This is a genomic window from Acidovorax sp., assembly GCF_046294525.1.
In the GTDB taxonomy this organism is placed as follows: domain Bacteria; phylum Pseudomonadota; class Gammaproteobacteria; order Burkholderiales; family Burkholderiaceae_C; genus Acidovorax.
In genome coordinates this window covers 26,551-48,398 of sequence record NZ_JBKBKQ010000030.1, presented here as the reverse complement: position 1 = coordinate 48,398, position 21,848 = coordinate 26,551, and the positions used below count along the sequence as shown (strand labels likewise).

At 66.4% G+C, this 21,848-nt stretch carries 21 protein-coding genes; 8 read left to right on the top strand and 13 right to left on the bottom strand.

The genetic code is table 11. The features are described from left to right. Positions 1 to 166 precede the first annotated feature (166 nt). The 4 genes from ACK4HJ_RS20135 to ACK4HJ_RS20120 all read right to left on the bottom strand — a co-directional run bounded on the left by ACK4HJ_RS20135 (position 167) and on the right by ACK4HJ_RS20120 (position 3,364). A complete protein-coding gene (locus tag ACK4HJ_RS20135; protein ID WP_409834862.1) occupies positions 167 to 976 on the bottom strand; it encodes an iron dicitrate transport regulator FecR in 810 nt (269 codons plus the stop codon). Continuing rightward, positions 924 to 1,784 (bottom strand): BPSS1780 family membrane protein, encoded by an 861-nt coding sequence (locus ACK4HJ_RS20130; RefSeq protein WP_409834860.1) that lies wholly within the window; start codon positions 1,782 to 1,784, stop codon positions 924 to 926. The genes ACK4HJ_RS20135 and ACK4HJ_RS20130 overlap by 53 nt, the downstream gene beginning before the upstream one ends. 151 nt (positions 1,785 to 1,935) lie before the next feature. Beyond that, entirely contained in the window at positions 1,936 to 2,886 is a 951-nt protein-coding gene (locus tag ACK4HJ_RS20125) for a homoserine kinase (protein WP_409834858.1), read from the bottom strand. Between the two features lie 106 nt (positions 2,887 to 2,992). Next, positions 2,993 to 3,364, bottom strand: coding sequence for a hypothetical protein (locus ACK4HJ_RS20120; RefSeq protein ID WP_409834856.1), 372 nt, complete (start codon positions 3,362 to 3,364; stop codon positions 2,993 to 2,995). A gap of 54 nt (positions 3,365 to 3,418) precedes the next feature. On the opposite strand from ACK4HJ_RS20120, the gene polA reads away from it, so the two are divergent. Then, complete coding sequence (gene polA, locus ACK4HJ_RS20115; protein WP_409834855.1) at positions 3,419 to 6,214, top strand: DNA polymerase I; 2,796 nt, start codon at positions 3,419 to 3,421, stop codon at positions 6,212 to 6,214. Between the two features lie 172 nt (positions 6,215 to 6,386). On the opposite strand, the gene ACK4HJ_RS20110 is transcribed toward polA, so the two are convergent. Then, positions 6,387 to 6,893, bottom strand: coding sequence for a universal stress protein (locus tag ACK4HJ_RS20110; protein ID WP_409834853.1), 507 nt, complete (start codon positions 6,891 to 6,893; stop codon positions 6,387 to 6,389). A gap of 174 nt (positions 6,894 to 7,067) precedes the next feature. Here ACK4HJ_RS20110 and ACK4HJ_RS20105 point away from each other — a divergent pair, with 174 nt between their 5' ends. From ACK4HJ_RS20105 to ACK4HJ_RS20095, 3 genes are all read left to right on the top strand, one after another. Then, positions 7,068 to 7,952, top strand: a complete 885-nt coding sequence (locus ACK4HJ_RS20105) for a LysR family transcriptional regulator (protein WP_409834851.1) — start codon at positions 7,068 to 7,070, stop codon at positions 7,950 to 7,952. 157 nt (positions 7,953 to 8,109) lie between these two features. Continuing rightward, positions 8,110 to 9,012, top strand: coding sequence for a glutathione-dependent disulfide-bond oxidoreductase (yghU, locus tag ACK4HJ_RS20100; protein WP_409834850.1), 903 nt, complete (start codon positions 8,110 to 8,112; stop codon positions 9,010 to 9,012). Positions 9,013 to 9,035: 23 nt separating this feature from the next. After that, complete coding sequence (locus tag ACK4HJ_RS20095) at positions 9,036 to 9,668, top strand: glutathione S-transferase family protein (protein WP_409834848.1); 633 nt, start codon at positions 9,036 to 9,038, stop codon at positions 9,666 to 9,668. Positions 9,669 to 9,802: 134 nt separating this feature from the next. Here the strand turns inward: ACK4HJ_RS20095 and ACK4HJ_RS20090 are convergent, their stop codons facing one another. From ACK4HJ_RS20090 to ACK4HJ_RS20070, 5 genes are all read right to left on the bottom strand, one after another. Then, positions 9,803 to 10,819: an SRPBCC family protein gene (locus ACK4HJ_RS20090; RefSeq protein ID WP_409834847.1), complete on the bottom strand. Its 1,017-nt coding sequence runs from the start codon at positions 10,817 to 10,819 to the stop codon at positions 9,803 to 9,805. Between the two features lie 72 nt (positions 10,820 to 10,891). Next, on the bottom strand, positions 10,892 to 11,371 hold the full coding sequence (locus tag ACK4HJ_RS20085; RefSeq protein WP_409834845.1) for a DUF2269 family protein: 480 nt from the start codon (positions 11,369 to 11,371) through the stop codon (positions 10,892 to 10,894). Beyond that, positions 11,368 to 11,775: a DoxX-like family protein gene (locus tag ACK4HJ_RS20080; protein ID WP_409834843.1), complete on the bottom strand. Its 408-nt coding sequence runs from the start codon at positions 11,773 to 11,775 to the stop codon at positions 11,368 to 11,370. The genes ACK4HJ_RS20085 and ACK4HJ_RS20080 overlap by 4 nt, the downstream gene beginning before the upstream one ends. A gap of 16 nt (positions 11,776 to 11,791) precedes the next feature. Then, complete coding sequence (locus ACK4HJ_RS20075) at positions 11,792 to 12,244, bottom strand: thiol-disulfide oxidoreductase DCC family protein (RefSeq protein WP_409834841.1); 453 nt, start codon at positions 12,242 to 12,244, stop codon at positions 11,792 to 11,794. Between the two features lie 44 nt (positions 12,245 to 12,288). After that, entirely contained in the window at positions 12,289 to 12,870 is a 582-nt protein-coding gene (locus tag ACK4HJ_RS20070) for a GbsR/MarR family transcriptional regulator (RefSeq protein WP_409834839.1), read from the bottom strand. Between the two features lie 232 nt (positions 12,871 to 13,102). On the opposite strand from ACK4HJ_RS20070, the gene ACK4HJ_RS20065 reads away from it, so the two are divergent. Beyond that, positions 13,103 to 14,014: a LysR substrate-binding domain-containing protein gene (locus ACK4HJ_RS20065; protein ID WP_409834837.1), complete on the top strand. Its 912-nt coding sequence runs from the start codon at positions 13,103 to 13,105 to the stop codon at positions 14,012 to 14,014. Positions 14,015 to 14,019: 5 nt separating this feature from the next. Here the strand turns inward: ACK4HJ_RS20065 and ACK4HJ_RS20060 are convergent, their stop codons facing one another. Next, a complete protein-coding gene (locus tag ACK4HJ_RS20060; RefSeq protein WP_409834836.1) occupies positions 14,020 to 15,240 on the bottom strand; it encodes a D-amino acid dehydrogenase in 1,221 nt (406 codons plus the stop codon). A 335-nt stretch (positions 15,241 to 15,575) separates the two neighbouring features. Between ACK4HJ_RS20060 and ACK4HJ_RS20055 the strand changes: the two genes are divergently transcribed. The 3 genes from ACK4HJ_RS20055 (at position 15,576) to ACK4HJ_RS20045 (ending at position 18,273) form a co-directional block, all read left to right on the top strand. After that, positions 15,576 to 16,466: an amino acid ABC transporter substrate-binding protein gene (locus ACK4HJ_RS20055; protein ID WP_409834834.1), complete on the top strand. Its 891-nt coding sequence runs from the start codon at positions 15,576 to 15,578 to the stop codon at positions 16,464 to 16,466. Positions 16,467 to 16,482: 16 nt separating this feature from the next. Further along, positions 16,483 to 17,259: an aspartate/glutamate racemase family protein gene (locus tag ACK4HJ_RS20050; protein ID WP_409834832.1), complete on the top strand. Its 777-nt coding sequence runs from the start codon at positions 16,483 to 16,485 to the stop codon at positions 17,257 to 17,259. An 81-nt stretch (positions 17,260 to 17,340) separates the two neighbouring features. Continuing rightward, positions 17,341 to 18,273: an amino acid ABC transporter substrate-binding protein gene (locus tag ACK4HJ_RS20045; RefSeq protein WP_409834830.1), complete on the top strand. Its 933-nt coding sequence runs from the start codon at positions 17,341 to 17,343 to the stop codon at positions 18,271 to 18,273. Between the two features lie 25 nt (positions 18,274 to 18,298). Here the strand turns inward: ACK4HJ_RS20045 and ACK4HJ_RS20040 are convergent, their stop codons facing one another. Both ACK4HJ_RS20040 and ACK4HJ_RS20035 read right to left on the bottom strand, forming a co-directional pair. Then, complete coding sequence (locus ACK4HJ_RS20040) at positions 18,299 to 19,204, bottom strand: NAD-dependent epimerase/dehydratase family protein (protein ID WP_409834828.1); 906 nt, start codon at positions 19,202 to 19,204, stop codon at positions 18,299 to 18,301. A 23-nt stretch (positions 19,205 to 19,227) separates the two neighbouring features. Next, positions 19,228 to 21,585 carry a PAS-domain containing protein gene (locus tag ACK4HJ_RS20035; protein ID WP_409834826.1) on the bottom strand — a complete coding sequence of 786 codons (2,358 nt, stop codon included), beginning with the start codon at positions 21,583 to 21,585 and terminating at the stop codon, positions 19,228 to 19,230. Positions 21,586 to 21,848: the final 263 nt, after the last annotated feature.

The following is a 21,848-nucleotide window of genomic DNA, read 5'->3' as shown; positions in this document are numbered from 1 at the left end:
CGGGCAATTGCCCGCGCACAGCGCCTGCTGGGGGCGATCAATTCTCGAAAGCAAGGGCTGTCTTAGTTCGGGCATCACTACGGCACTGCCAGAACCGATTCGTGAAGAGCTTCCCTAGAGGCCAAAAATGTTTGAAATTTTGCAATGCGTCGAGCGCGCAGGCTCGTCAGTACGTGCTCTGCGCCGGGTCTGCTGACGGCCGGGGAACCGGGGCGGGTGCGGGTGCGGGTGCGGAATAGTCCATCCGTCCCCGCCCGTCCTTGATGCCCTTGCGCCCCGCGATCTGCCACGCGGTGCGCTGCTGCACCAGCGCGGCCAGAAACTCCAGCTCCTCGTCGGTGTGGTTGATGGCGCCGGCCGGCGTCAGCAGCCGGCCGTCGCGCGGCGCGGGTTCTGCCCAGAAGGCCTGGTGGTAGTCGGACTGGCTCAGCACCCGGTCGCCGCCTGCGGCGATGTCCACCGTGCCATAGCAGTTGCAGAAGTAGCCCCGGTGGGCCTGGTCCGCAAATACCTCGGCATACACGCCCGTGCCCCGGATGCCGGCGGTGGCCGTCGGCAGCACGACCTGGCGGTCCGTGCCCTTGCCCCACACGCTGGCCACGGCACCCGTCAGCAGCCGCAGCACCTTGACGGCGGTGGGGGTGTCGCCTTCCAGCGCCACGCGCGAGTTCTGCCGCACCATGAAGGCGCTGTCACCCACCGCAAACACCACGGTGGAGCCAGGGCCGGTCTCCACGCGGTCGCCCGGTGCAATGCTCAACGCACTGCCGGGGGCCAGCGTTTCGCCGTTGCGCAGCACGTCGCCGCGCAGCTCCACGATGTTGCTGCGCTGCTGGGCAAAGGCTGCGGCCCAGCCCCCAGTGGCGGTCCAGGCTGCAGCGGCCTGCAGCATGCTGCGCCGCTGAAACCACAAGATCTCGCGCTCAGTGCGGCCCAGGAGCTGGTGGGTCTGCGGGGTCGGTAGCGGTTGCGTCATGGGGCACCTCTGCGGAGGGGGGTGTGGGCGAGTTTGGAGGCTCAAAACAGTCGCGGAAGGTGAACACCACGGAGGTGAAGAACATGGCCGCCATCATCATGGCCGCGCCCACCATGATGCCGCCTGCGGCCGAGCCCGCCAGCCCCGCCACGGTGAGCAGCGCCGACACCGTGGCAATGGCCATGCCGCCCAGCAGAAACACACCCAGCCAGCCCAGCCCGTAGACGAAGAACGCGCCAAAGTTGCGCACGCACGCCACGATGCTGAAAAACAGCGCCTTGACCGGCGGCACGCCATGCCAGTGCACCAGGCCGGGCGCATGCCAGAACAGCAGCGACAGCGGCAGGTACAGGATCATTGACAGCCACATGGCGCTTTGGAAAGAGGCGTCCTGCGCCACCTCGGGCGTCAGTTTGGCGCCGCCCAGGTACACCTGCGCAAACTGCCCGCCGTCAATCAGGGCCGACAAGCCCATCACCCCCAAAAAGCCCACCGCGTACAGCGCGCCCAGCACCAGCATATCGCGCAGCCGCTGCCGCCCGGTGCGAAACGCCACCAGCAGCACCGCAGGCGTGGGGAAGCGGCCTTGCGTGGCCTCGGCGGCCGCCACCATCATGGCCAGCGTGGCCGACGGCAACAGCGCCAGCGCAATGGCCGGACCGACCAGCGGCACCAGGGTGGCCACCGACATAGACGCCATGGTCATGAAGAACAGCGCCGCCAGCGCCATGGGCTGGCGCCAGAACGCCCGGATGCCGAGCTTGACCCAGGACATGCCGGTGCGGGCGGGGACGATGTGGAGTTTCATGGAAGAGTGGTGAGCAGGAGAGGTGGGTCCGCGCGCGACAGGCCGGAATGCACGATGGCAGGAATTTACCCCAGCGGCCCATTCCAGCCACGGCGCAGGGGCTGCGGCACATGCGCCGTGCCCCAGGGCCCTTGGCGCGATGCGGATGGAGTCAGGCGTGCACCGGGTGCGCCACTCGCTCGCGCAGCACGCGTTCAAAGTGCGTGGGGTCGTGGGGCTTGAGCATGGAGGCCTCGCGCGGCAGGTAGAAGTCCCACAGCCGCGAGATCCAGAACCGCAGCGCGCCCGCGCGCAGCATGGCGGGCAGCAGCTCGCGCTCGGGCCCTGTCAGCGGGCGCACGGCCTGGTAGGCGTCCAGCATGGCGGTAGCGCGCTCGGCATGGTGTGTGCCGGTGGGCAGGTCAATGCACCAGTCGTTCAGGCACACGGCCAGGTCAAACAGCCAAGTGTCCACGCCGGCAAAGTAGAAGTCGAAGAAGCCGGTCAGCGCTTCGCCGTCAAACATCACGTTGTCGCGGAACAGGTCGGCATGCACCGGGCCACGCGGCAGGGCGGCATACGTCGCGCTGGCGGCCACATGGTTCTGGTAGGCCAGTTCGGACCGCAGCAGCGCGCTTTGCGCCGCGTCGATGTGCGGCAGCACCACGGGCACGGTTTCGTTCCACCAGGGCAGGCCGCGCAGGTTGGGCTGGTGGCGGTCAAAGCCCCGGCCCGCCAGATGCATGCGCGCCAGCATGCTGCCCACAGCCGCGCAATGCACGGCCTCTGGCGCCAGCTGGCTCTTGCCGCGCAGCTTGTTCACCACGGCAGCGGGCTTGCCGCACACCGTGTGCAGGATGTCGCCAGCCTTGTCGGCACGCGGGTCGGGCACGGGGATGCCGCCGTGCGCCAGGTGCTTCATCAGGTACAGGTAGAACGGCAGCTGCTCGGCCGTGAGGCGCTCGAACAGCGTGAGCACGAACTCGCCCTGGTCGCTGGTGAGAAAGTAGTTGGTGTTCTCGATCCCGCCCTCGATGCCGCGCAGCGCTACCAGCTCACCCAGTTGCAAACGGCGCAGCAGGTCTTGCGCCTCGTTCGTGGAGACTTCGGTGAAAACGGCCATGGGTCGGGAGAAGGGGAAAGAGAAAAAAGAACAAAGGCGCGGGGCGCGCCACGGGGGGGCGAGGGCAGGTGCGGAAAGCGCAGAAGGCGGACAGGCCCTAGGGCGGTCAGAACTTCAGCACGTTCCAGACGCGGGGCGCCGTGTTGGTCTCGGCACCGTTGTGGCTGCCCGCGCGGCTGCGCGCGCCGTCGGGCGACTGCACTTCATAGCTGGGCATGTTGCCCGCCTTGGGCTGCACCGAAATGCTCTGCGTCTGGCCGCCCACGCGCAGCTCGTCCACACGGCTGCCGGCGTCTTCGATCTGGATGCGCTCGGTGCGCTGGTTGCTGCGGCCGGTAAGTTGCTCCGGATCTTGTAGCGGCTCGCGCTGGATGGGAGCGGCCTGCGGGTTGTTTTGACCTGAAGTCTGTGCCAGGGCGGTGCTGCTGGCCAGGCCCAGCAGCAAGACAAGGTGGAGGGGGAGGTGAGCGGCGCGCATCGGGCGATTGTAGAGCGCTGCCCCCGGGCGGCAGGGCCGTGCACAATCGCCCGCATGAGCAACAAAAAGACCCTGGTGCTGGTGGACGGCTCCAGCTACCTCTACCGCGCCTTCCACGCCATGCCCGACCTGCGGGCCGTGCCGGGCGACATGACGAGCGCAGCCACGGGCGCCATCCGAGGCATGATCAACATGATGCAGGCGCTGCGCAAGGAGGTGCAGGCCGACTACGCTGCCTGCATCTTTGATGCATCGGGCCCCACCTTCCGCGACGCCCTGTACACCGAATACAAGGCCACACGCTCGCCCATGCCCGACGACCTGCGCAGCCAGATCGAGCCCATCCACGAGGTGGTGGACCTGCTGGGCTGGAAGGTGGTGGCTGTGCCCGGCGTGGAGGCCGACGACGTGATCGCCACCCTGGCCCACATGGCCGCGGCACAGGGCATGGAAGTCATTGTGTCCAGCGGCGACAAAGACTTGAGCCAGTTGGTCAACGAGCACATCACCATCATCGACACCATGAGCGGCAAGCGCCGCGACATGGCGGGCGTGACGGCCGAGTTCGGCGTGCCACCCACGCTGATGGTGGACTACCAGGCGCTGGTGGGCGACGCTGTGGACAACGTGCCCGGCGTAGCCAAGGTGGGGCCCAAGACCGCCGCCAAGTGGCTGGAAGAGTATGGCTCGCTCGACAACCTGATTGCCAACGCCGACGCCATCAAGGGCGTGGCGGGCAACAACCTGCGTGAGGCGATTGCCAGCGGCCAACTCGCGCTGAGCCGCCAGCTCGTCACCATGAAGACCGACTGCGCGATGGCCGACTACATCCCCGGCCTGCCCGCGTTTGACGACATCACGCTGGACGCGCCCGACAACGCTGGCCTGCTGCCGTTTTACGAAAAGTACGGCTTCAAGGGCCTGGCCGCCGCCATCAAGGGCGCAGCGGCCCCTGCTGCGGCCCCCACCGTGGCCATGCCCGGCGAAAGCGGCGATCTGTTTGCCGACCACTCCGCCAGCACTGTGGCCGAGGCCGCGCAGCAGCGCTCGGTGGTGTACGACACGATCCTCAACTGGGCCGACTTCGACCAATGGCTGGAACGCCTGCTCAAGGCTCCCCTGGTGGCGCTGGACACGGAGACGGACTCGCTGGACGAAGTGCGTGCACAGATCGTGGGCATATCTTTTAGCGTGCAGCCCGGCGAGGCGGCGTACATCCCGCTGGCCCATGTGGGCCCGGACGCGCCCGCGCAGCTGCCGCTCGATGACGTGCTTGCCCGCCTCAAGCCCTGGCTGGAGGACCCCAAGCACCACAAGCTGGGCCAGCACATCAAATACGACAAGCACGTGTTTGCCAACCACGGCATCGACGTGCAGGGCTACGCGCACGACACCATGCTGCAAAGCTATGTGCTGGAAGTGCACAAGCCCCACAACCTGGCCAGCCTGGCCGAGCGCCACACTGGCCGCAAGGGCATCAGTTATGAAGACCTTTGCGGCAAGGGCGCGCACCAGATCCCGTTTGCCCAGGTGCCGGTGGACAAGGCCGCCGCCTACTCCTGCGAAGACTCCGACCAGACCCTGGACGTGCACCAGGCCCTGTGGCCGCTGCTGGAGGCCAACGAGAAACTGCGCTTCATCTACGACCTGGAGATGCAAAGCAGCGAGGCGCTGTATCGCATCGAACGCAACGGCGTGCTCATCGACGCGCCCACGCTGGCCGCCCAAAGCCACGAACTGGGCCAGCGCATCCTGCAGCTCGAAACCGAGGCCTACGAGATTGCAGGCCAGCCCTTCAACCTGAGCAGCCCCAAGCAGCTGGGCGAAATCTTCTTCGACAAGCTGGGCATGCCCGTTGTGAAGAAGACCGCCACCGGCGCGCGCAGCACCGACGAAGAAGTGCTGGAGAAGCTGGCCGAGGACTACCCGCTGCCCGCCAAACTGCTGGAGCACAGGTCTCTCAGCAAGCTCAAGGGCACCTACACCGACAAGCTCGCGCAACTGGCCCTGCCGCGCACAGGCCGTGTGCACACGCACTATGCGCAGGCCGTGGCCGTCACAGGCCGCTTGTCCAGCAACGACCCCAACCTGCAGAACATCCCCATCCGCACCCCCGAAGGCCGCCGCGTGCGCGAGGCCTTCATCGCGCCACCTGGCCGCGTGATTGCGAGCGCTGACTATTCGCAGATCGAACTGCGCATCATGGCCCACCTGAGCGGCGACCACTCCCTGCTGCACGCATTCCACGCCGGCCTGGACGTGCACCGCGCCACTGCAGCCGAGGTGTTTGGCGTGGAGGTGGACCAGGTGACGAGCGAACAGCGCCGGTACGCCAAGGTCATCAACTTCGGCCTCATTTACGGCATGAGCAGCTTCGGCTTGGCCAAGAATTTAGGGATAGAAACAAAGGCCGCAGCCGCCTACATCGACCGCTATTTCCAGCGCTACCCCGGCGTGAAGCAGTACATGGACGACACAAAGGCTGCGGCCAAGTCGATGGGCTATGTCGAGACCGTGTTTGGCCGGCGCCTGTACCTGCCGGAAATCAACTCGCCCAACGGCCCCCGCCGGGCTGGGGCTGAGCGTGCAGCCATCAACGCGCCCATGCAGGGCACGGCCGCCGACCTCATCAAGATGGCCATGGTGGCCGTGCAGAAGGAACTTGACGCGCACAAGCCCGACATCAAGATGGTGCTGCAGGTGCACGATGAACTGGTGTTCGAGCTGCCCGAGGGCGAGGTGGACTGGGTCAAGAGCCATGTCCCCCGCTTGATGGCCGAAGTCGCGGCGCTGAAGGTGCCGCTGCTGGCGGAGGTGGGCGTGGGGCCGAACTGGGACAAGGCGCACTGAACTGCGGTGGGGCCGCGGGCGGCCTCGAGTTTTTGGTCTTTTTGGCCTCTAGCGCTTATCTATCAAGCGCTGATAGCTATCATTATTGATGGCTCGTTGCCGCGTGGCCCTGCGCCAGCATCCACAGTCAGGGGCTATCTCCCGCGCGTGCGGCCGGCGCAGCGGCATCGCGTCAGCTGGCGGCCATCCACAGCACGAGAATGCCCGCGCCCACGCCCGCGGGAATGCCAAACCGCTCCAACTTGGACGCGGGCTCTCCGGCAATCACCTCGACCGGCACGGTGGTCCGCTCGATCACCTGGTTGGTGACGGATTGCTCAACCATGCGGACGAGTGAGCTCTTGCGCCCTGTGCTCATCACGATGCAGTCGCACTGCAGCCGGCGCGCCGTGGCCACGATGCAGTCGGCCTTGTCGCCCACTTCGACGTGGACGGTGTAGGGCACACCGGCTTCGTCAAGCACCTGCCGCACGGGCGCGAGCGCGAGCGCGGCCTGCTCCTCATGGAACTCCGCACGGGCGCTCTTGCTGGAGAAATCGCAGATGTGTTTGGAAAAGGGCGCCTGCACGTTGAGCAGATGGACCTCCATGGCCCCGTTTTTCGCGTATTCGCGGATCACGTGGCGGATGCCGTGCTGTGAGTTGGTGGAGCCGTCGGACGGAACAAGAACTCTCAACATGGCTGTCTCCTTCGCGTGGATGGCGGAGCTGGCAGGTTGGCGGATGCCCCAGGCCCCGAATGAGGCTCCACGATAGGGTTGCGGCGGCTTTGTGGAAGCAGATAATGAAGAAGCGAAAGTTCTGAAAAATCTGACAAACCCAAGTACCTGAGCCGATAACCTGAGAACCTGGCTATGGGTCCGGACTTCAGCTACCGCCATCTTTACTACTTCTGGGTCGTTGCGAAGGAAGGCGGCATGGCGCGCGCTGCCGAAAGGCTGGGCATGGCCGTGCAGACCGTGAGCACACAGGTGCGCGAACTGGAGCGCACATTGGGCTATGCCCTGCTCAAGCCCGCGGGGCGCGGGGTGGCGTTGACGGACGCCGGGTTTGCCGCCCTGCGCCAGGCCGAGCAAATCTTCCAGCTGGGCGAACAGCTGCCTGCGGCACTGCGTGATGCCGTGGGCTCGCCGGCCGTGCGCCTGGTGGTCGGTATCTCAGACCAACTGCCCAAGCTGGCCGTCAAGCAACTGATGCAGCCGGTCATGCAGGAGCCGAACTTGCGCTTGCTGTGCCTGGTCGATGAGTTTGAGGACCTGCTGGGCGACCTGGCGCTGCATCGCATTGATGTGGTGTTGGCAGACCGCGCTGCTCCGCCCAACCCCAACCTCAAGCTCTACAGCCAGTCCCTCGGCAGCTCTGCATTGGCCTGGTATGCGCCGGCGGCGCTGTACGCGGCAGCCCGGCGGGGCTTCCCGCAGTCTCTGGCAAGCGTGCCCGTGCTATTGCCCACCACGCACGCTGCCGTGCGCACCCGGCTCGACCAGTGGTTTGAGCGCAGGGGTATCAAGCCCCACCTGGTGGGCGAGTTCGAGGACAGTGCCCTGCTCAAGACCTTTGGTGCGGCGGGCATGGGCGTGTTCCCGATGGCTGGCCTGGTGCATGGCGACCTCAAGGACCGCTACGGCGTGCGGCGCGTGGGGCCGTGTGACGGCGTTGCCGAGCAGTTTTTTGCGATCGGGGCCCGCAAGAAGGTCTTGCATCCTTTGGTGGAGAGATTGTTCAGGGTGCAGCGATAGGCGTGCACGCATTGCATGCCCTCGGGCATCTGGGCCGTGTCGCGCCTTGGGGGCATGTGCAGCGGGTCTGCAGCCGTCCGGATGCGTCTATAAACTCCAGCGCACAGCGGCCGCCCGGCCGCGCACCCCATCCCATCCCTATCGCCCGGAGCCCCGCATGCCCGACACCACCTCCTACACCCCGCCCGCCATCTGGCAATGGAACAAGGAAAACGGCGGCCAGTTTGCCAGCATCAACCGCCCCATCGCGGGCGCCACGCACGACAAGGAACTGCCCGTGGGTCGCCACCCGCTGCAGCTGTATTCGCTGGGCACGCCCAATGGCGTAAAGGTGACCGTGATGCTGGAAGAGCTGCTGGCCCTGGGCCACGCCGGTGCGGAGTACGACGCTTGGCTGATCCGCATCAACGAGGGCGAGCAGTTTGGCAGCGGGTTCGTGGCAGTGAACCCCAACTCCAAAATCCCCGCGCTGCTGGACCGTACCGACCCCGCCCAGCCGGTGCGTGTGTTCGAGTCCGGCGCCATTCTGATGTACCTGGCCGAAAAGTTTGGCAGTGCCTTTTTGCCCAAGGAGGGCGCCGCGCGGGCCGAATGCCTGTCGTGGCTGTTCTGGCAGATGGGCAGCGCGCCGTTTCTGGGCGGCGGGTTTGGACACTTTTATGCCTATGCGCCCGAGAAGTACGAATATCCGATCAACCGGTATGCGATGGAGGTCAAGCGCCAGCTGGATGTGCTCAACCAGCGCCTGGCGGACAACGAGTTTGTGGCCGGCCGCGAGTACACGGTGGCCGACATCGCCATCTGGCCCTGGTATGGCCTGTTGGTGAAGGGCCAGGCCTACAACGCCGGCGAATTCCTGCAGGTGCATGAATACACGCACGTGGTGCGCTGGGCCGACCAGGTGGCCAAACGCCCGGCGGTGCAGCGCGGGCGCAAGGTCAACCGCGTGAATGGGGACTTGGCCAACCAACTGCGCGAGCGGCACGACGCCAGCGACTTCGATACGAAGACGCAGGACAAGATCGAGGCCGCGGTGTCGGCGTCATCGTCCGCCCGGTAACCTTTGCACACGGGGCAACAAGCATGGTCACCCTTTACGACTGCGCCACCGCGCCCAGCCCGCGCCGGGCGCGCATCCTTCTGGCTGAAAAGGGCGTTGCCCACGAGACCGTGCAGGTGGACCTGAAGAGCGGCGAACAGCTGGGCGAGGCCTACCGCCAGATCAACCCTCAGTGCACGGTGCCCGCGCTACGCCTGGAAGACGGCCTGCTGCTGACCGACAACGCGGCCATCACGGCCTACGCGGAAGCGCGCTGGCCGCAGCCGCCGCTGCTGGGCGAAACACCGGCCGAGAAGGCCGAGATCGCCAGCTGGAACTGGCGTGTGGAGTTTGAAGGCCTGCTCGCCATCGCAGAGGCGCTGCGCAACAGCGCCCCTGCCATGGCCAACCGGGCCCTGCCGGGTGCGGTGGACTACCCGCAGATTCCCGCCCTGGCCGAGCGCGGACTGGTGCGCGTCGGGCAGTTCTTCCATCTGCTCAACGACCGGCTTGCGGGCCGGGAGTTCATCGCCGCCGACCGGTTTAGCGTGGCCGATATCACCGCCGTCGTGGCGGTGGATTTTGCGCGCGTGGTCAGGCACAAGCCTGGGGAGCAGCACGCGCACCTGCTGCGCTGGCGGGCGGCGATGGCGGCGCGGCCGTCGATGGCGCTCTAGTCCACTGAATCCGAGAAATCGGCGGTGCGCCGGGTGTGCAACGCGGCTGCGCTCTGCGCCTAGATTGCGGCTTTGCCAGACCCTCACGCATCGCTGATTTCTCGGATCCAGTGGACTCGCATGGCTGTCACTCCTCACACCTGCCCCTCCAGCCGCGCCTTGTAGAGCTGCAGCAGCGTCTGCGCAAAGCTGTCCAGAAGCGCCTGGGCCCACCAGTTGGCATAGGTGTTGAAGTCGGTGGACAGGCGGTAGCTGATGCGAAGGTGCAGCCGCGTGCCGCCGGCCTCGGGGGTCAGGGTGTAGGCGGTGTCGTTCAGGTCGAAGTAGGCCCCGCCAATGGCCACGTGGTCGTCCAGCGCGCCCGGCGGGACGGAGTCCGGGGTGAAGCGGTAGGTCCAGCGCACATGGCGGTTGGGTTCCCAGTCCTGGATGATTTCGTCAAAGTGCACGCCCTTGGCCCAGCGGCTTTTTCGCACGCGCTGATCGCCCTCCTGCACCGTGACGGCCTCCACGGGTGGAGGCACGCCGATGCGGTGGGTCCAGGACGCTGCCACCTCGTGCGGCTGGATGTTGCGGATGTCGTTGATGCCCTGCCACACCGCCGAGGCGGGGGCGTTGATCCACAGGCTGCGCTCGACCTGCCCGAGCTGCGCGGGCGCCCCATGGGGCAGCACCAGTGCAGCAGCCAGCGGCAGCGCGGCGAAGCCATAGGCCGCGTGGCGGGGCCAGCGGGTGAGGCGGCACACCAGCCCCATGCACAGCCCGCCCGCCATGCCCATGAAGGTGAACAGCGGCACGATGACGATGGCGCAGATCAGCCCTTCGATCAGCACCAGCAAGGAGCCGATCACGACGAGCGCCGAGGCCAGTGCGGGCGCCCAGGCGTAGTAGGACCAGCTGCGCCGCTGCTGCCGTTCCGCCAGATAAACGGTGATGGCGCCGGTGGCCAGGGGCGCGAGCCAGATGAAAGCGCCCACCATGGCCGACCAGCGGCTGCCGGCCGCACCGCTGAACGCCAGGCGCAGCAGCAGGCCAAACAGCATGCCGCTGACGAGAGGCGTCCACTTGCGAAAGGGCAGGCGTGACGGGTCTTCGGCCGCGTCCCAGGGTGGGGTTGGCTGGGGCGGAGGCCGGGTAGGGTCGTCTGGCATGGTTGCTCCCTCGATGGGTTGTGTTGGATGTGTTTTTCAGGACCGTTCTGGCAGGTGGCGATGTATGGCGTCTCAACCACCCCACAGGGCCGGCTTGTTCACCATCAGCGCAAAGACCACGGCCATGGCGATGAATGCGGGGTAGCCCAGGCCTTCCCACCAGCGCTGCAGGCGCGCGTATTCGGACGGCAGCGGCGTACCTGCGGCATGTGCGGCCCGGGCCATGCGGGCCATGCGGATCTGGATGGCCACCACCGGCAGCCAGCAGGCTCCGGCCAGCATGTACAAGGCCATCGACAGCGCCAGCCACGGCGTGGTGAGCGGCCAGCCCGCCATGTGGGCCATTGCAATGCCGCTCAAGGGCTGAACCAGCACGGCTGGGGTGGTAAACCACCAGTCCGCCCGCACGACCAGGCGTCCCACCACGGCCTGCGCAGCCAAGCTGCCGCTCCGGTTGGCAAAGAACAGGTAGAACGCCGAGCCCAGGCCCGTGCCCACCAGCAGCACGCTGGAGATGATGTGTATGGTCTTGAGGACGAGGTAGGTGTTCATGGCGCAGATTTCTCGGCACGGGCCAGCACCACCAGGATGGCGGCGATGGGCAGGTTCTTGAGCAGGGACCCGAGCGGGTCCAGCCACAGGTGGGGCAGCAGCACGGTGGCCGTGAGGGTCATCACCCCCATCAGGCCGAGGGCGGCCCATGCGCTGTGCCGACCCGGCCAGCGCCACAGTGCCAGGCCCACCAGCAGGTCGGCCGCTGCGCCGCCCCAGATGAGGGCTTGAATCCACCCGTCATCCGTCAGCCCCGCCTGGCGCAGCAGGGCCTCGCCTTGTGTGCGGTGCGTGATGGCGCTGACCACCGCAGTGCCCAGCCACACGGCCACCAGACTGGTGCGCAGCAGGCGGGCGGTGTGTGGGGGCAGGGCGCCGGTGGAGTGAGTTATGGAACGCGTCATGTTGTGGCTCGTCGGTTTAAAGCGTGCACTGGTCTGTGCACTGCCGGGCTGCGGCCCGCTGTGCAGCGCGGCGCAAAGCCTTGCCAAAGAACATCCGCACCAACCACGCCGGCGCACGGTAGCGGTTGCGCGCAACCACAGGGTACAGCGCGTCCATCGCGGCGCGCAGCAGGGGGATGCGGGCTGGCGCCATCACCCAGCCCAGGCCCACGGCGGCGTACGCCATCTCGAAGGCCGGTACGCCGCTCAGCCATTGGCCGTCCGCTGTGCGGGCATGCATGCGGGTCAGCAGCGCCTCGCGGGTGACGCCGTCGGGGCACGCAAATCCGGGGGCCTGCACGTCCTCAAACCGAAGCTGCCCGGACTGGTTGCGCAGCATGAGGTTGTGCATCTCGGTGTCGCACAGGGGGCAGGCGCTGTCGTAGAACAGCGTGACGGGATAGGTGGTTCCGGGCACAGTCTCATCCATTTCTGAAATTTCTGTCAAAAAAGAAATTTCGTGCCAAAAAAAATTTACCGATCAAAGGGGGTAGTGGCTGCGCGGGTGGCATCAGCGGGGGCTGCGGGCGCATCACCGCCACGCACGAACTTCTGCACGGAAGCGCCCATGCGCAGCACCTTCTCCAGCGTGTTGGGCGACAGGCGCAGCATCTCGTCGGCCCAGGTGCCCAGCGACTCCATCAGATGCAGGGTCTCGCGCACCCGGTCCTGCGCGTCGGGGCTCTCCTGGGCAAAGTCGGGCTTGCGCACCAGATCACGCAGCATGCGGGTGGTGGGGTCGAATTCGCGCGTCTTGCGCTCCCGCACCACGGTGCGGAAAAGCTCCCACACGTCGCTACTCGTTTCGTAGTAGTCACGCCGGTCGCCCAGCACATGGGTCACGCGAATCAGCTGCCAGTTGAGCAGCTCCTTGAGGCTGTTGCTCACATTGGACCGTGCCACTACCAGCGTGTCCGCAATCTCTTCGGCGTTGAGCGGGCGGCCATGAAAAAAAAGCAGGGCATGGATTTGCGCCACCGTGCGGTTGACGCCCCAGGCGCTTCCCATCTCGCCCCAGTGGACGACGAATTGCTGGGCGATGGGTGTGAGCTGCATGGAGCGCAGTCTCGGGGATTCTGAAATTTCTGTCAAGACTGAAATTTCGCAATTTCTCATCCGGTATGGTGGTGGGAAGTCATCCCGTCGATTGGGTTGGCGATGCGCTCGCGATGCGTGGGCGTGCAAGGTGAGTTGTCCAGGTTGCAGAGGGGTGGTGGGCGCAAATGGTTGGCGTACACCCTGGCAAACCGGGATTGCTTTCATGGCGCGTTCCTTGCATCGTGACGGGATGCGTTTGCGTCACATCGAAGTTTTCAACGCGGTCATGCTGACGGGCAGTGTCAGTGCCGCAGCCCGCCTCATCAACGTCACCCAGCCAGCCGTCAGCCGCATCCTGGCGCATGCGGAATTGCAGTTGGGATTTCCGCTGTTCCACCGGCTCAAGGGCAAGCTCGTGCCCACCACCGAAGCGCAGACGCTGTACCCGCACATCGAGCGCCTGTTCACACAACTGGACGACGTGCAGCGCCTTGCCAACAGCCTCAAGAGCGACCGGCGCGAGGGCGAGTTGCATGTGCTGAGCGTGCTCGCGCTGAGCTACGAAGTACTGCCCCGTGCGCTGCGGTTCTTTCGCCAGAAACACCCGGATGTGATGGTCACCATCGACGCCCTGCATTCGCCGCAGATCATTTCCGCCTTGGTGCTGCAAGAGGCTGATGTGGGCTTTGTCTTCAGCGCTGTGGCGCACCCCTCACTCACGCAAGAGCATCTCGCCGATGGCCAGATGGTGTGCGTGGCCCCCAAGGGCATGTTGGCGCCGCAGTTGGTGCAAGCCGGGGCCGTGCATCTGGCCGATCTGGCCGATTTGCCCGTGGTGCGGCTTGATGTGCGTGACCCGCTGGGCACGCTGGTCAGCCATGCGTGCCGCGAGGCGGGCGTGGGCCTGTCCACTGCCTTCACCGTGCAGACTTACCACGCCGCGCTGGCGTTGGCGCACCATGGGCTTGCGGTGGCGATCGTGGATGCATGCACGGCCGCGTCGGCCGACCGCGCCAAAGTGGATGTGCTGACGCTGCAGCCGCAGATCGATGTGCCGATCAAGTCCTTGCGAACGGTCAATCGGCCCAGTTCGCTGCTGGCCAGCGCGATGACGCAGTGCATGCGCCAGGCCGTGGTGGAAACGCTGGGGCTGGTGCAGTAGGGCGCTCAGGCGCAGTGGGGCGCCAACAGTTCCGCCACCTGGGCCGCTGTGCCAAACGCCAGGGTAAAACCGAGTGCTCCGTGGCCGGTGTTGATCAGCAGGTTCTCTGGCGACGCGACATGGCGGCCCACCAGCGGCACGCCTGTGGGCGTGGCCGGGCGCATGCCGCTCCACGGGTGTAGTGCGCTGCCAGCGGTGCAGGTCGGGAACAGCGACTCGGCCGCGTCGCGCAGGCTCTGGATGCGTGCGGGCGGAATGCGGGTGTCGTGCCCCACCAGCTCGGCCATGCCCGCCACGCGCAGGCGATGGCCGATGCGGGCAAAGACCACCTTGCGCGCGGCATCGGTGACGTTAACGCGCGGTGCAGCGCCCGGCGCATGGTCGGTGTCGAGTGTGATGCTGTAGCCCTTGAGTGGGTACACCGGAAGGCGAAACCCCAGCGTGCGTGCGATGGGGTCGCTGTGGCTGCCCAGGGCCAGCACGAACTGGTTGCTTTGCACGTCGCCTGCGCTGGTGCGCGCGGCCACCACACGCCGGCCGTCGCGCACAAAGCCGTGCACCTGCGCCCCCAGCACAAAGCGCACGCCGCGCGCAGCCAGCAGGGCTTGCAGGGCGGTGCACACCTTGAGGCAGTCGGCAGCGCACTCGCTGGGGGTGTAGATGGCGCCCGCAATGTGTTGCTGGTAGTGTTGCAGCGCGGGCTCGATCTCTGCGCAGCGCTGGGCTGAAACGACCTCCTGGACGCTGCCCCAGGCGCGCTGCAGCTCCATCTGGCGGCGTGCAGCCTGCAGGCCCTGAGGCGTGTCGTACAGCACCAGCTTGCCCGTGGCGGAAAAGTCGCAGTCCATCTGTTCGGCCTGCAGCATGGCTTCAAAATGGTGGCGGCTCAGCGCGGCCAGGGCCAGCAGTTGGGCGGTGCTGCGCTCGGACGTTTGCTGGTTGCATGCCCGCAAAAATTCAACGCCCCAGCGCCACTGGTGTGTGTCCCACTGCAGCCGCAGTTTGAGCGGCGAATGCGGCGAGAGCAGCAGTTTGGGCAGCTGGCGCCAGATGCTGGCATCCGCCAAGGGCTGTACATAGCTGTAGCTCAGTTGCGCGCCGTTGCCGCCGCTGGCCCCGGCGCCGGGCATGCCCTGGTCGATGACGGTGACCTGCATGCCGCGCTGGTGAAGCTCATACGCAGTGGCCAGGCCGACGATGCCTGCGCCGAGAACACATACATGCATGGTGAAAGGTGGTGAATGGATGGGGCCACTGTAGGGCGACGTACTGCACCTGAACAATGCCGATGCCATGGTGGGCTATGCCCGCAGGTTATGGGGTGAACCTGGTGCTGCCACGTGTTGTCTGCTGTGCGCGCGGGCCTGGCCCTTGCATCCGGCCTGTTCATTGATGGTGCAGCGGCGCACCGAAAACGAGCCATAACTTTTCATCATGGTGTACCCGTGCAAATGAATTGTTCAAGCGCTGCGCGAGTTTTTACAGTGCCCCTGCGTTCCGCTTGTTGCCCTCAGGTTTCGTTTTTTCAACCTTGCCATTTCATTTTTGCAAAGGGATACCCATGAAGCTCTCCGCAGTCACCTCTGCCGCCATCGTGGCCACCGGCCTGCTGGCCAGCACGCTGGCCAGTGCCGACACCCTCAAGAAGGTTGCCGATTCCGGCAAGATCACGCTGGCCTACCGCGAATCGTCGGTGCCCTTCAGCTATCTGGCAGGCCCTGGCGCTCCCATCGGCTTTGCGGTGGACATCTCCAACGCCGTGGTGGACGCGGTGAAAAAGCGCGTGAACAACCCCAACCTGAAGGTGGAGCTGCAGGCCGTGACCTCGCAGAACCGCATCCCGCTGCTGACCAACGGCACCATCGACCTGGAGTGCGGCTCCACCACCAACAACACCGCGCGGGCCAAGGATGTGCAGTTCGCCATCAACCACTTCTACACCGGCACGCGGCTGCTGACCAAGAAGACATCAGGTGTGAAGAACTATGCCGACTTGGCAAAGAAGAAGGTGGCCAGCACCTCCGGCACCACCAACGCCCAGGTCATCCGCAAATACAGCCGCGACAACAACCTGGACCTGGACATCGTGCTCGGCAAGGACCACGACGACGCGGTGCTGCTGGTGGACAGCGGCCGCGCAGAAGCCTTCGCAATGGACGACATCCTGCTTTTTGGCCTGATGGGCAACCAGCGCAACCCGGGCGACTGGGAAGTGGTGGGTGATTCGCTGCAGGTGGAGCCCTACGCCTGCATGCTGCGCAAGGACGACCCGCAGTTCCAGGCGCTGGTCAACGGGGTGATTGGCGGGATGATGAAGTCCGGCGATTTTGAAAAGCTCTACAACAAATGGTTCATGTCGCCCGTGCCCCCGCGCAACCAGAACCTGAACCTGCCCATGGGCAAGGAGCTGCGCGACAACCTCGTGGCACAGAGCGACAAGCCCGCGATGTAGGCGTTGCCGGGCTCTCATGTCTTTTGCTGCTCACACCCGCCCCACACCGCCGCAGATCGTGGGCATTCTCGGCGGCATGGGCCCCGCAGCCGGTGCCGACTTTGTGCGCCTGTTCGTGCAGGCCTGCACCGAGCGCATGGGCGCGCTGGGTATTCCCGTGCACGACCAGGCCTACCCCGAGCACTGGCTGGCGCAGGTGCCCATCCCCGACCGGACGGCCGCGCTGAACGACACGCGCCCCGGCGCCCACCAGCCCGCTGATCCACTGCTGCAGGCCACCGGCCGGTTGGCCGCGTTGGGCGCCCGGGTGGTCGCCATTGCATGCAACACGGCCCATGCCTGGCACGGGCTGCTGCAGCAGCGTTTTCCGCAATTGGTGGTGCTGCATGGCGTGCAGGAGGTGGCCAGTGCGCTCGCGCGCCGCCAAGTGCGCGCGGTGGGCCTGTTGGCCACTCAGGGAGCGTATGAAGCGGGCCTTTACCAGCGCGAGCTGGAGCGCCAAGGCACGGACTGCCTGCTGCCCGAGCCGCACGAGCGCGAGTGGCTCATGGAAGGCATCTACGACGGCGTGAAAGCGGGTAACTATCCCCTGGCACGCCTGCGGTTCGAGGCCGTGGCGCTGGCGCTGCAGCAGCGGCATGGTGTGTCCACGCTCATCATGGGATGCACCGAGATTCCGTTGGCACTGGCTGAACATCCCGGGCTACCGGGGGTGGCGCTGGTGAACCCCTCGGTCGAGCTGGCCGCGGCTCTGGCGCGGCACGCCTATGGGTGCGCAGACGCCTTGGGTTGAATGGCACCGCGGCCGGCGCATAGGTTTCTTCTCGGCCATCCGCGTTCGCGGGTGGCAACTCCTCCCTCATAGGTGACAGTCATGGCATTCACGGCGTTCGAATGGCGCGTGCGCGCTTGCAGGTTGGTTGCGGCGTTGGCCTGCGCACTGGGCATGGGCGCCAACGCATGGGCACAGGCGGAAACGCCCTCGCCAGGATCGACGCTGCAGCGCATACAGGCCAGCGGCGTGGTGGTCATCGGCCACCGCGAATCATCGCTGCCAATGTCCTATGTAGCAGGCGGAAAACCCATGGGATACAGCGTGGACATCTGCCTACAGATTGCACAGGCTTTGGGCCGACACCTCAAGCTGAGAGAAGCCCGGGTGGACTACCGGCTGGTCACCTCCAGCAGCCGGTTTGACGCCATTGAAAAAGGCGAAGTGGACCTGGAATGCGGATCCACCACCAACACGGCGGCGCGCCGCGATCGCGTTGCCTTCACCATTGCGCATTTCATTGCGTCTTCTCGCATCGTGGTGCAAAGTGACAAGCCGTATTCCCGCATCGAAGACCTGGACGGAAGGACCGTCGCCTCCACAGCGGGCACCACCAACATCGATTCGTTGGCGCGCGAAGCGACCGCCAAGTCCGTGCGCGTGCGCATCGAGCCAGCCAGGGACCACGCCGAGGGCTTTGCCTGGGTCGTCAGCGGCAAGGTTGAAGGTTTCGCCATGGACGATGTGCTGCTGTATGGGCTGCGCGCCAGCCACGCCCGGCCGCAGGACCTGAAGGTGATTGGAAAGCCCATGACCATTGAGCCCTACGCCGTGGCCTTTGAGCGCAACAACCCCGAATTGAAGGCGGTGGTGGACGCCGAACTGCGCCGCTTGATCCAGACCCGCGAACTGCACCGTCTGTATGACAAGTGGTTCACGCAGCCCATTCCACCGCAGGGCATCAACCTGGGCATGCGCATGCCGCACCTGCTGGTGGATTCGTTCAAGTATCCGTCGGATTACGTACCTCAGTAGAGCAGTTGAAACACGGGTTGGGCACTCAGTGCCAGGCAGTGGCCACCAGCTGGCTGTAGTGCACGCCTTTGCGCCCCAGCAACTGCTCGAACACCGCTGGGTTGCCCACGTTGTCGCTGCCCAGCATGGCCAGGGTTTCGCTGCACCAGGGCACACCGGGGACGGCGTCTCCCATGCGGGCGCTGAGCCGGGTCAACGGGTCGGGCAGGCGCAGCACATGGGCGGGACGGTGGCCCAGTTGCTGGCGCAGGCTGGCGACGAAGTCGCCCAGGGTCAGGGCCTCGGGCCCGGCGCACTCGATGATGCCCCGCGTGGCCAGGGCAGGGCCCAGCAGGGCGACGATGGCGGCTGCCAGGTCATGCACCGAGACGGGCTGCACCCGGGCCGTGAGCATGGGGCCGGGGAACAGCGCCACAGGCAGGCGGGCCAGGTTCATGAACAGCGCGCTGCTGTCGCCGCCTTTGCCGAACACCACGCTGGGCCGCAGGATGGCTGGGGCAAGCGCACCTTGTGCCGCCAGCGCTTGCAGGTGCTCGTCGGCGGCGCGTTTGGTGCTGGCGTAGCGCGTGCTGCTGTATGCAATGCCCAGGGCCGATATCTGCACCACGCGCCGCACGCCTGCCTGGGCGCAGGCATCGAACAGCGCAGTGGGCGTGTGCTGGTGCACGGCGTCAATCGGCCGCGTGCGGCTGTCGCGCAACACGCCCACTGTGTTGATCACCGCATCCACGCCCTCCAGGCGCGGCAGCCAATGCGCGGGCGTGGTGTCGCGGGCGAAGTCCATGGGCACCTGCAAGGCATCTGCCTGGGTATGGGGTGCTGTGTGCTGGCGCGGCGAGATGCCGCCGTGCACGGTGTGCCCCGCCTGGGTGAGGGCGCGGGCCACAGTGTGGCCGATGAAGCCGGTGGAGCCGGTCAACAGGATGTGCATGCAATCTTCCGTTAGTGCTTTGGTCAGTGCGCGGGGTCGAACACCTCGAAGCGGTTGCGCCCGGCGGATTTTGCGCGGTACAGCGCGGCATCGGCAGCCTGGACCAGGGTGTCTGAGCCGCCGTCGGTGCGGGGCACCATGCTGGCGATGCCCATGCTGAGCGTGATCACCGGTGCGGTGGGCGACCGCGCATGGGCCAGGGCCGCCTCACGCAGGCGCGCCATGCAGCGCTGGGCCATGGCAATGGCGTCTTCCTGGGGCACATCGGGCAGCAGCAGCACAAACTCTTCGCCGCCGTAGCGGGCGGCCACCTCGTCGGCGCGGCGCGTCATGCCCTGCAGCAGCTGGGCCACGTGGCGCAGGCACTCGTCACCCGCCAGGTGGCCGTAGTGGTCGTTGTAGAGCTTGAAATGGTCGATGTCGATGAGGATGACCGACAGAGGGGTCTGGTGGCGCCCGCAGCGCTGCCACTCGGTGGCCAGCCGCTCGTCAAAGCGGCGGCGGTTGCCAATGCCCGTGACGCCATCGGTGGTGGACAGCAGGGCCAGCTGCGCGTTGGCCGTGGCCAGCTCCTGTTCCTTTCGCACCAGCTGGGTCACGTCGGTGCGCACGCCGGCAATGCCGCCCTGGGGAGTGCGTCGCTCGTCGGCCTGTACCCAGCGGCCTTCGGGCAGGCGCTGCAGCACGGCGTGTTGAGCGGCGCGGTGGTCGGCAATGCGCTGGGCCAGCCAGGCTTCTTCGTTGCCGATGGCATCGGGGTACTGGCCGCGCTCGGCGCCGTAGCGCGCAATCTGCTCGAAGGTGCTTCCCGGCACGATCATGGGCGCCGAGATGGGGTACAGCCGTCGGTACTGCGCGTTGCACACCACCAGGCGATCGTCGGCGTCAAACAGTGCAAAGCCTTCGGGCAGTGACTCCACCGCGTCCTGCAGCAGCTGCTGCGCTTGCTGCGCGGCAGTCTGGGCGGCCTCCAGGGCTTGGCGCTGCTCGATCAGGTCGGTGATGTCCAGGCGCACGGCCACCACATAGTTCTCGGGCGTGCGGGTTTCGTAGATGTTGATCCAGCGGCCGTCTGCCAGCCGCTGCACCAGGGTGGAGGTTCGGCTGCCGTGCTCGGACAGCCGCTCGGCGATCCAGGCCTCCTCGCGCCCCTGCGCCGACGGGATCAGCCCCCGGTCCACCGAGTAACGCAGGATGTCGGCGAAGGTCTTGCCCAGGTGCTCGGCGTAGTTCATGTGCGGGTACATGCGCGAGAGCTGCTGGTTGTACAGCACCAGGCGGTCCTGCTCATCGAAGATTTCGATGCTCACCGGCAGCGCCTCCACCGCGCGCTCCAGTAGCTGGCGTATGCGCTGGCTTTCCTGCCGGGCTTCTTCCAGCTTTTGCCGCTGGGCGATCAGGTCGGTAATGTCGAGCCGCACCACCACCGTCATGCCGGACGGCGTGCGGCTTTCGTGCATGTGCATCCACACGCCATTGGGGTAATGGCGCACCTCCGGGCCAGGGCGGTGGCCGCGCAAGGCCATCTCGTGCGCCAGCCACAGCTCCTCCTGCCCCAGCGCTTCTTCCGGAATGCCGTGTTTCAGTCCTTCGCGCAGCAGTTCCTCGTAGGTCTTGCCCAGCGACGTCTCCACCGGCAGGTGGGGGCGCAGGCTGGCCATGACATCGTTGCACAGCACCAGGCGGTCGTGTTCGTCGTAGATGTCGAGCCCCGCGGGCATGGCGTTCACGGCCTCGCGCAGGCGGCGCTCAGCCAGCTCGGCCTGCTTCAGGGCTTCCGTCAGGGCGCGCTCCTTGAGCACGGCCTCGGTGATGTCAGCCCGCAGCACCACCACGCCGCCACCGGCCAGCAGCTTTTCGGTAACCTGCATCCAGCGGCCGCCCCGTACGGCCTGCACCTCCGGGGCGTCAGGCGACCGGTGCCGTGCCATGCGGCTGGCCAGCCAGGCGGGGATGTCGTCCTGCGCGTCCAGGATCTCGCCCGAGTCGGCCGCGCGGCGTAGCACCTCTTCAAAAGCGATGCCGTATTCCATGGGCACCGTGGTGCCAGGCACGACCTCGCGGTAGCGGGCGTTGCACAGCACCAGGCGGTCTTGCGCGTCGTAAATGGCCAGTCCATCGGGCAGGATGTCGAGGGTGGCCAGCAACTGGCCGCGCGCGCGTTCAGCGGCGTCCCGCGCCCGCGCCAAGCGCTGCACCTGGCGCAGGTACAGACAGGCCATCAGCAGCAGCGCAGCACCGGCGCCACCCATCACTACCCGTGCCATGCCGCCCGGCGCAGCATCCAGCACCGCCGTGGTGCCCAGGGCCAGCCCCGCCCCACCGCACAAAGCCGACACCAGCCGGGAGGCGAGGGGGGCAGCAGCGGGGCGCGGGCTCATGGGCGGGGCGTCTCCGGGGAGATGGGGACTCAAAAGAGGGTCGAGGGGGCAGCCGCCAGTGATAGGGCGGGCGGGGGTCGAAGAAAGTCTAGCAGCGCTGATGGGATTGGCATATGTGCAAATGCGCGGGTGTGCACTGACTTGGTGCGTTCTGAAGGGCTGCCACGGGCCGAAATTGTTGGGGCACGCAACGCGAATGTTTCGCAAAAACACTAGACTGCCGTACCCCGGCGCCGCTGCCAGCGTGCCGGGCGGCCGCGCCT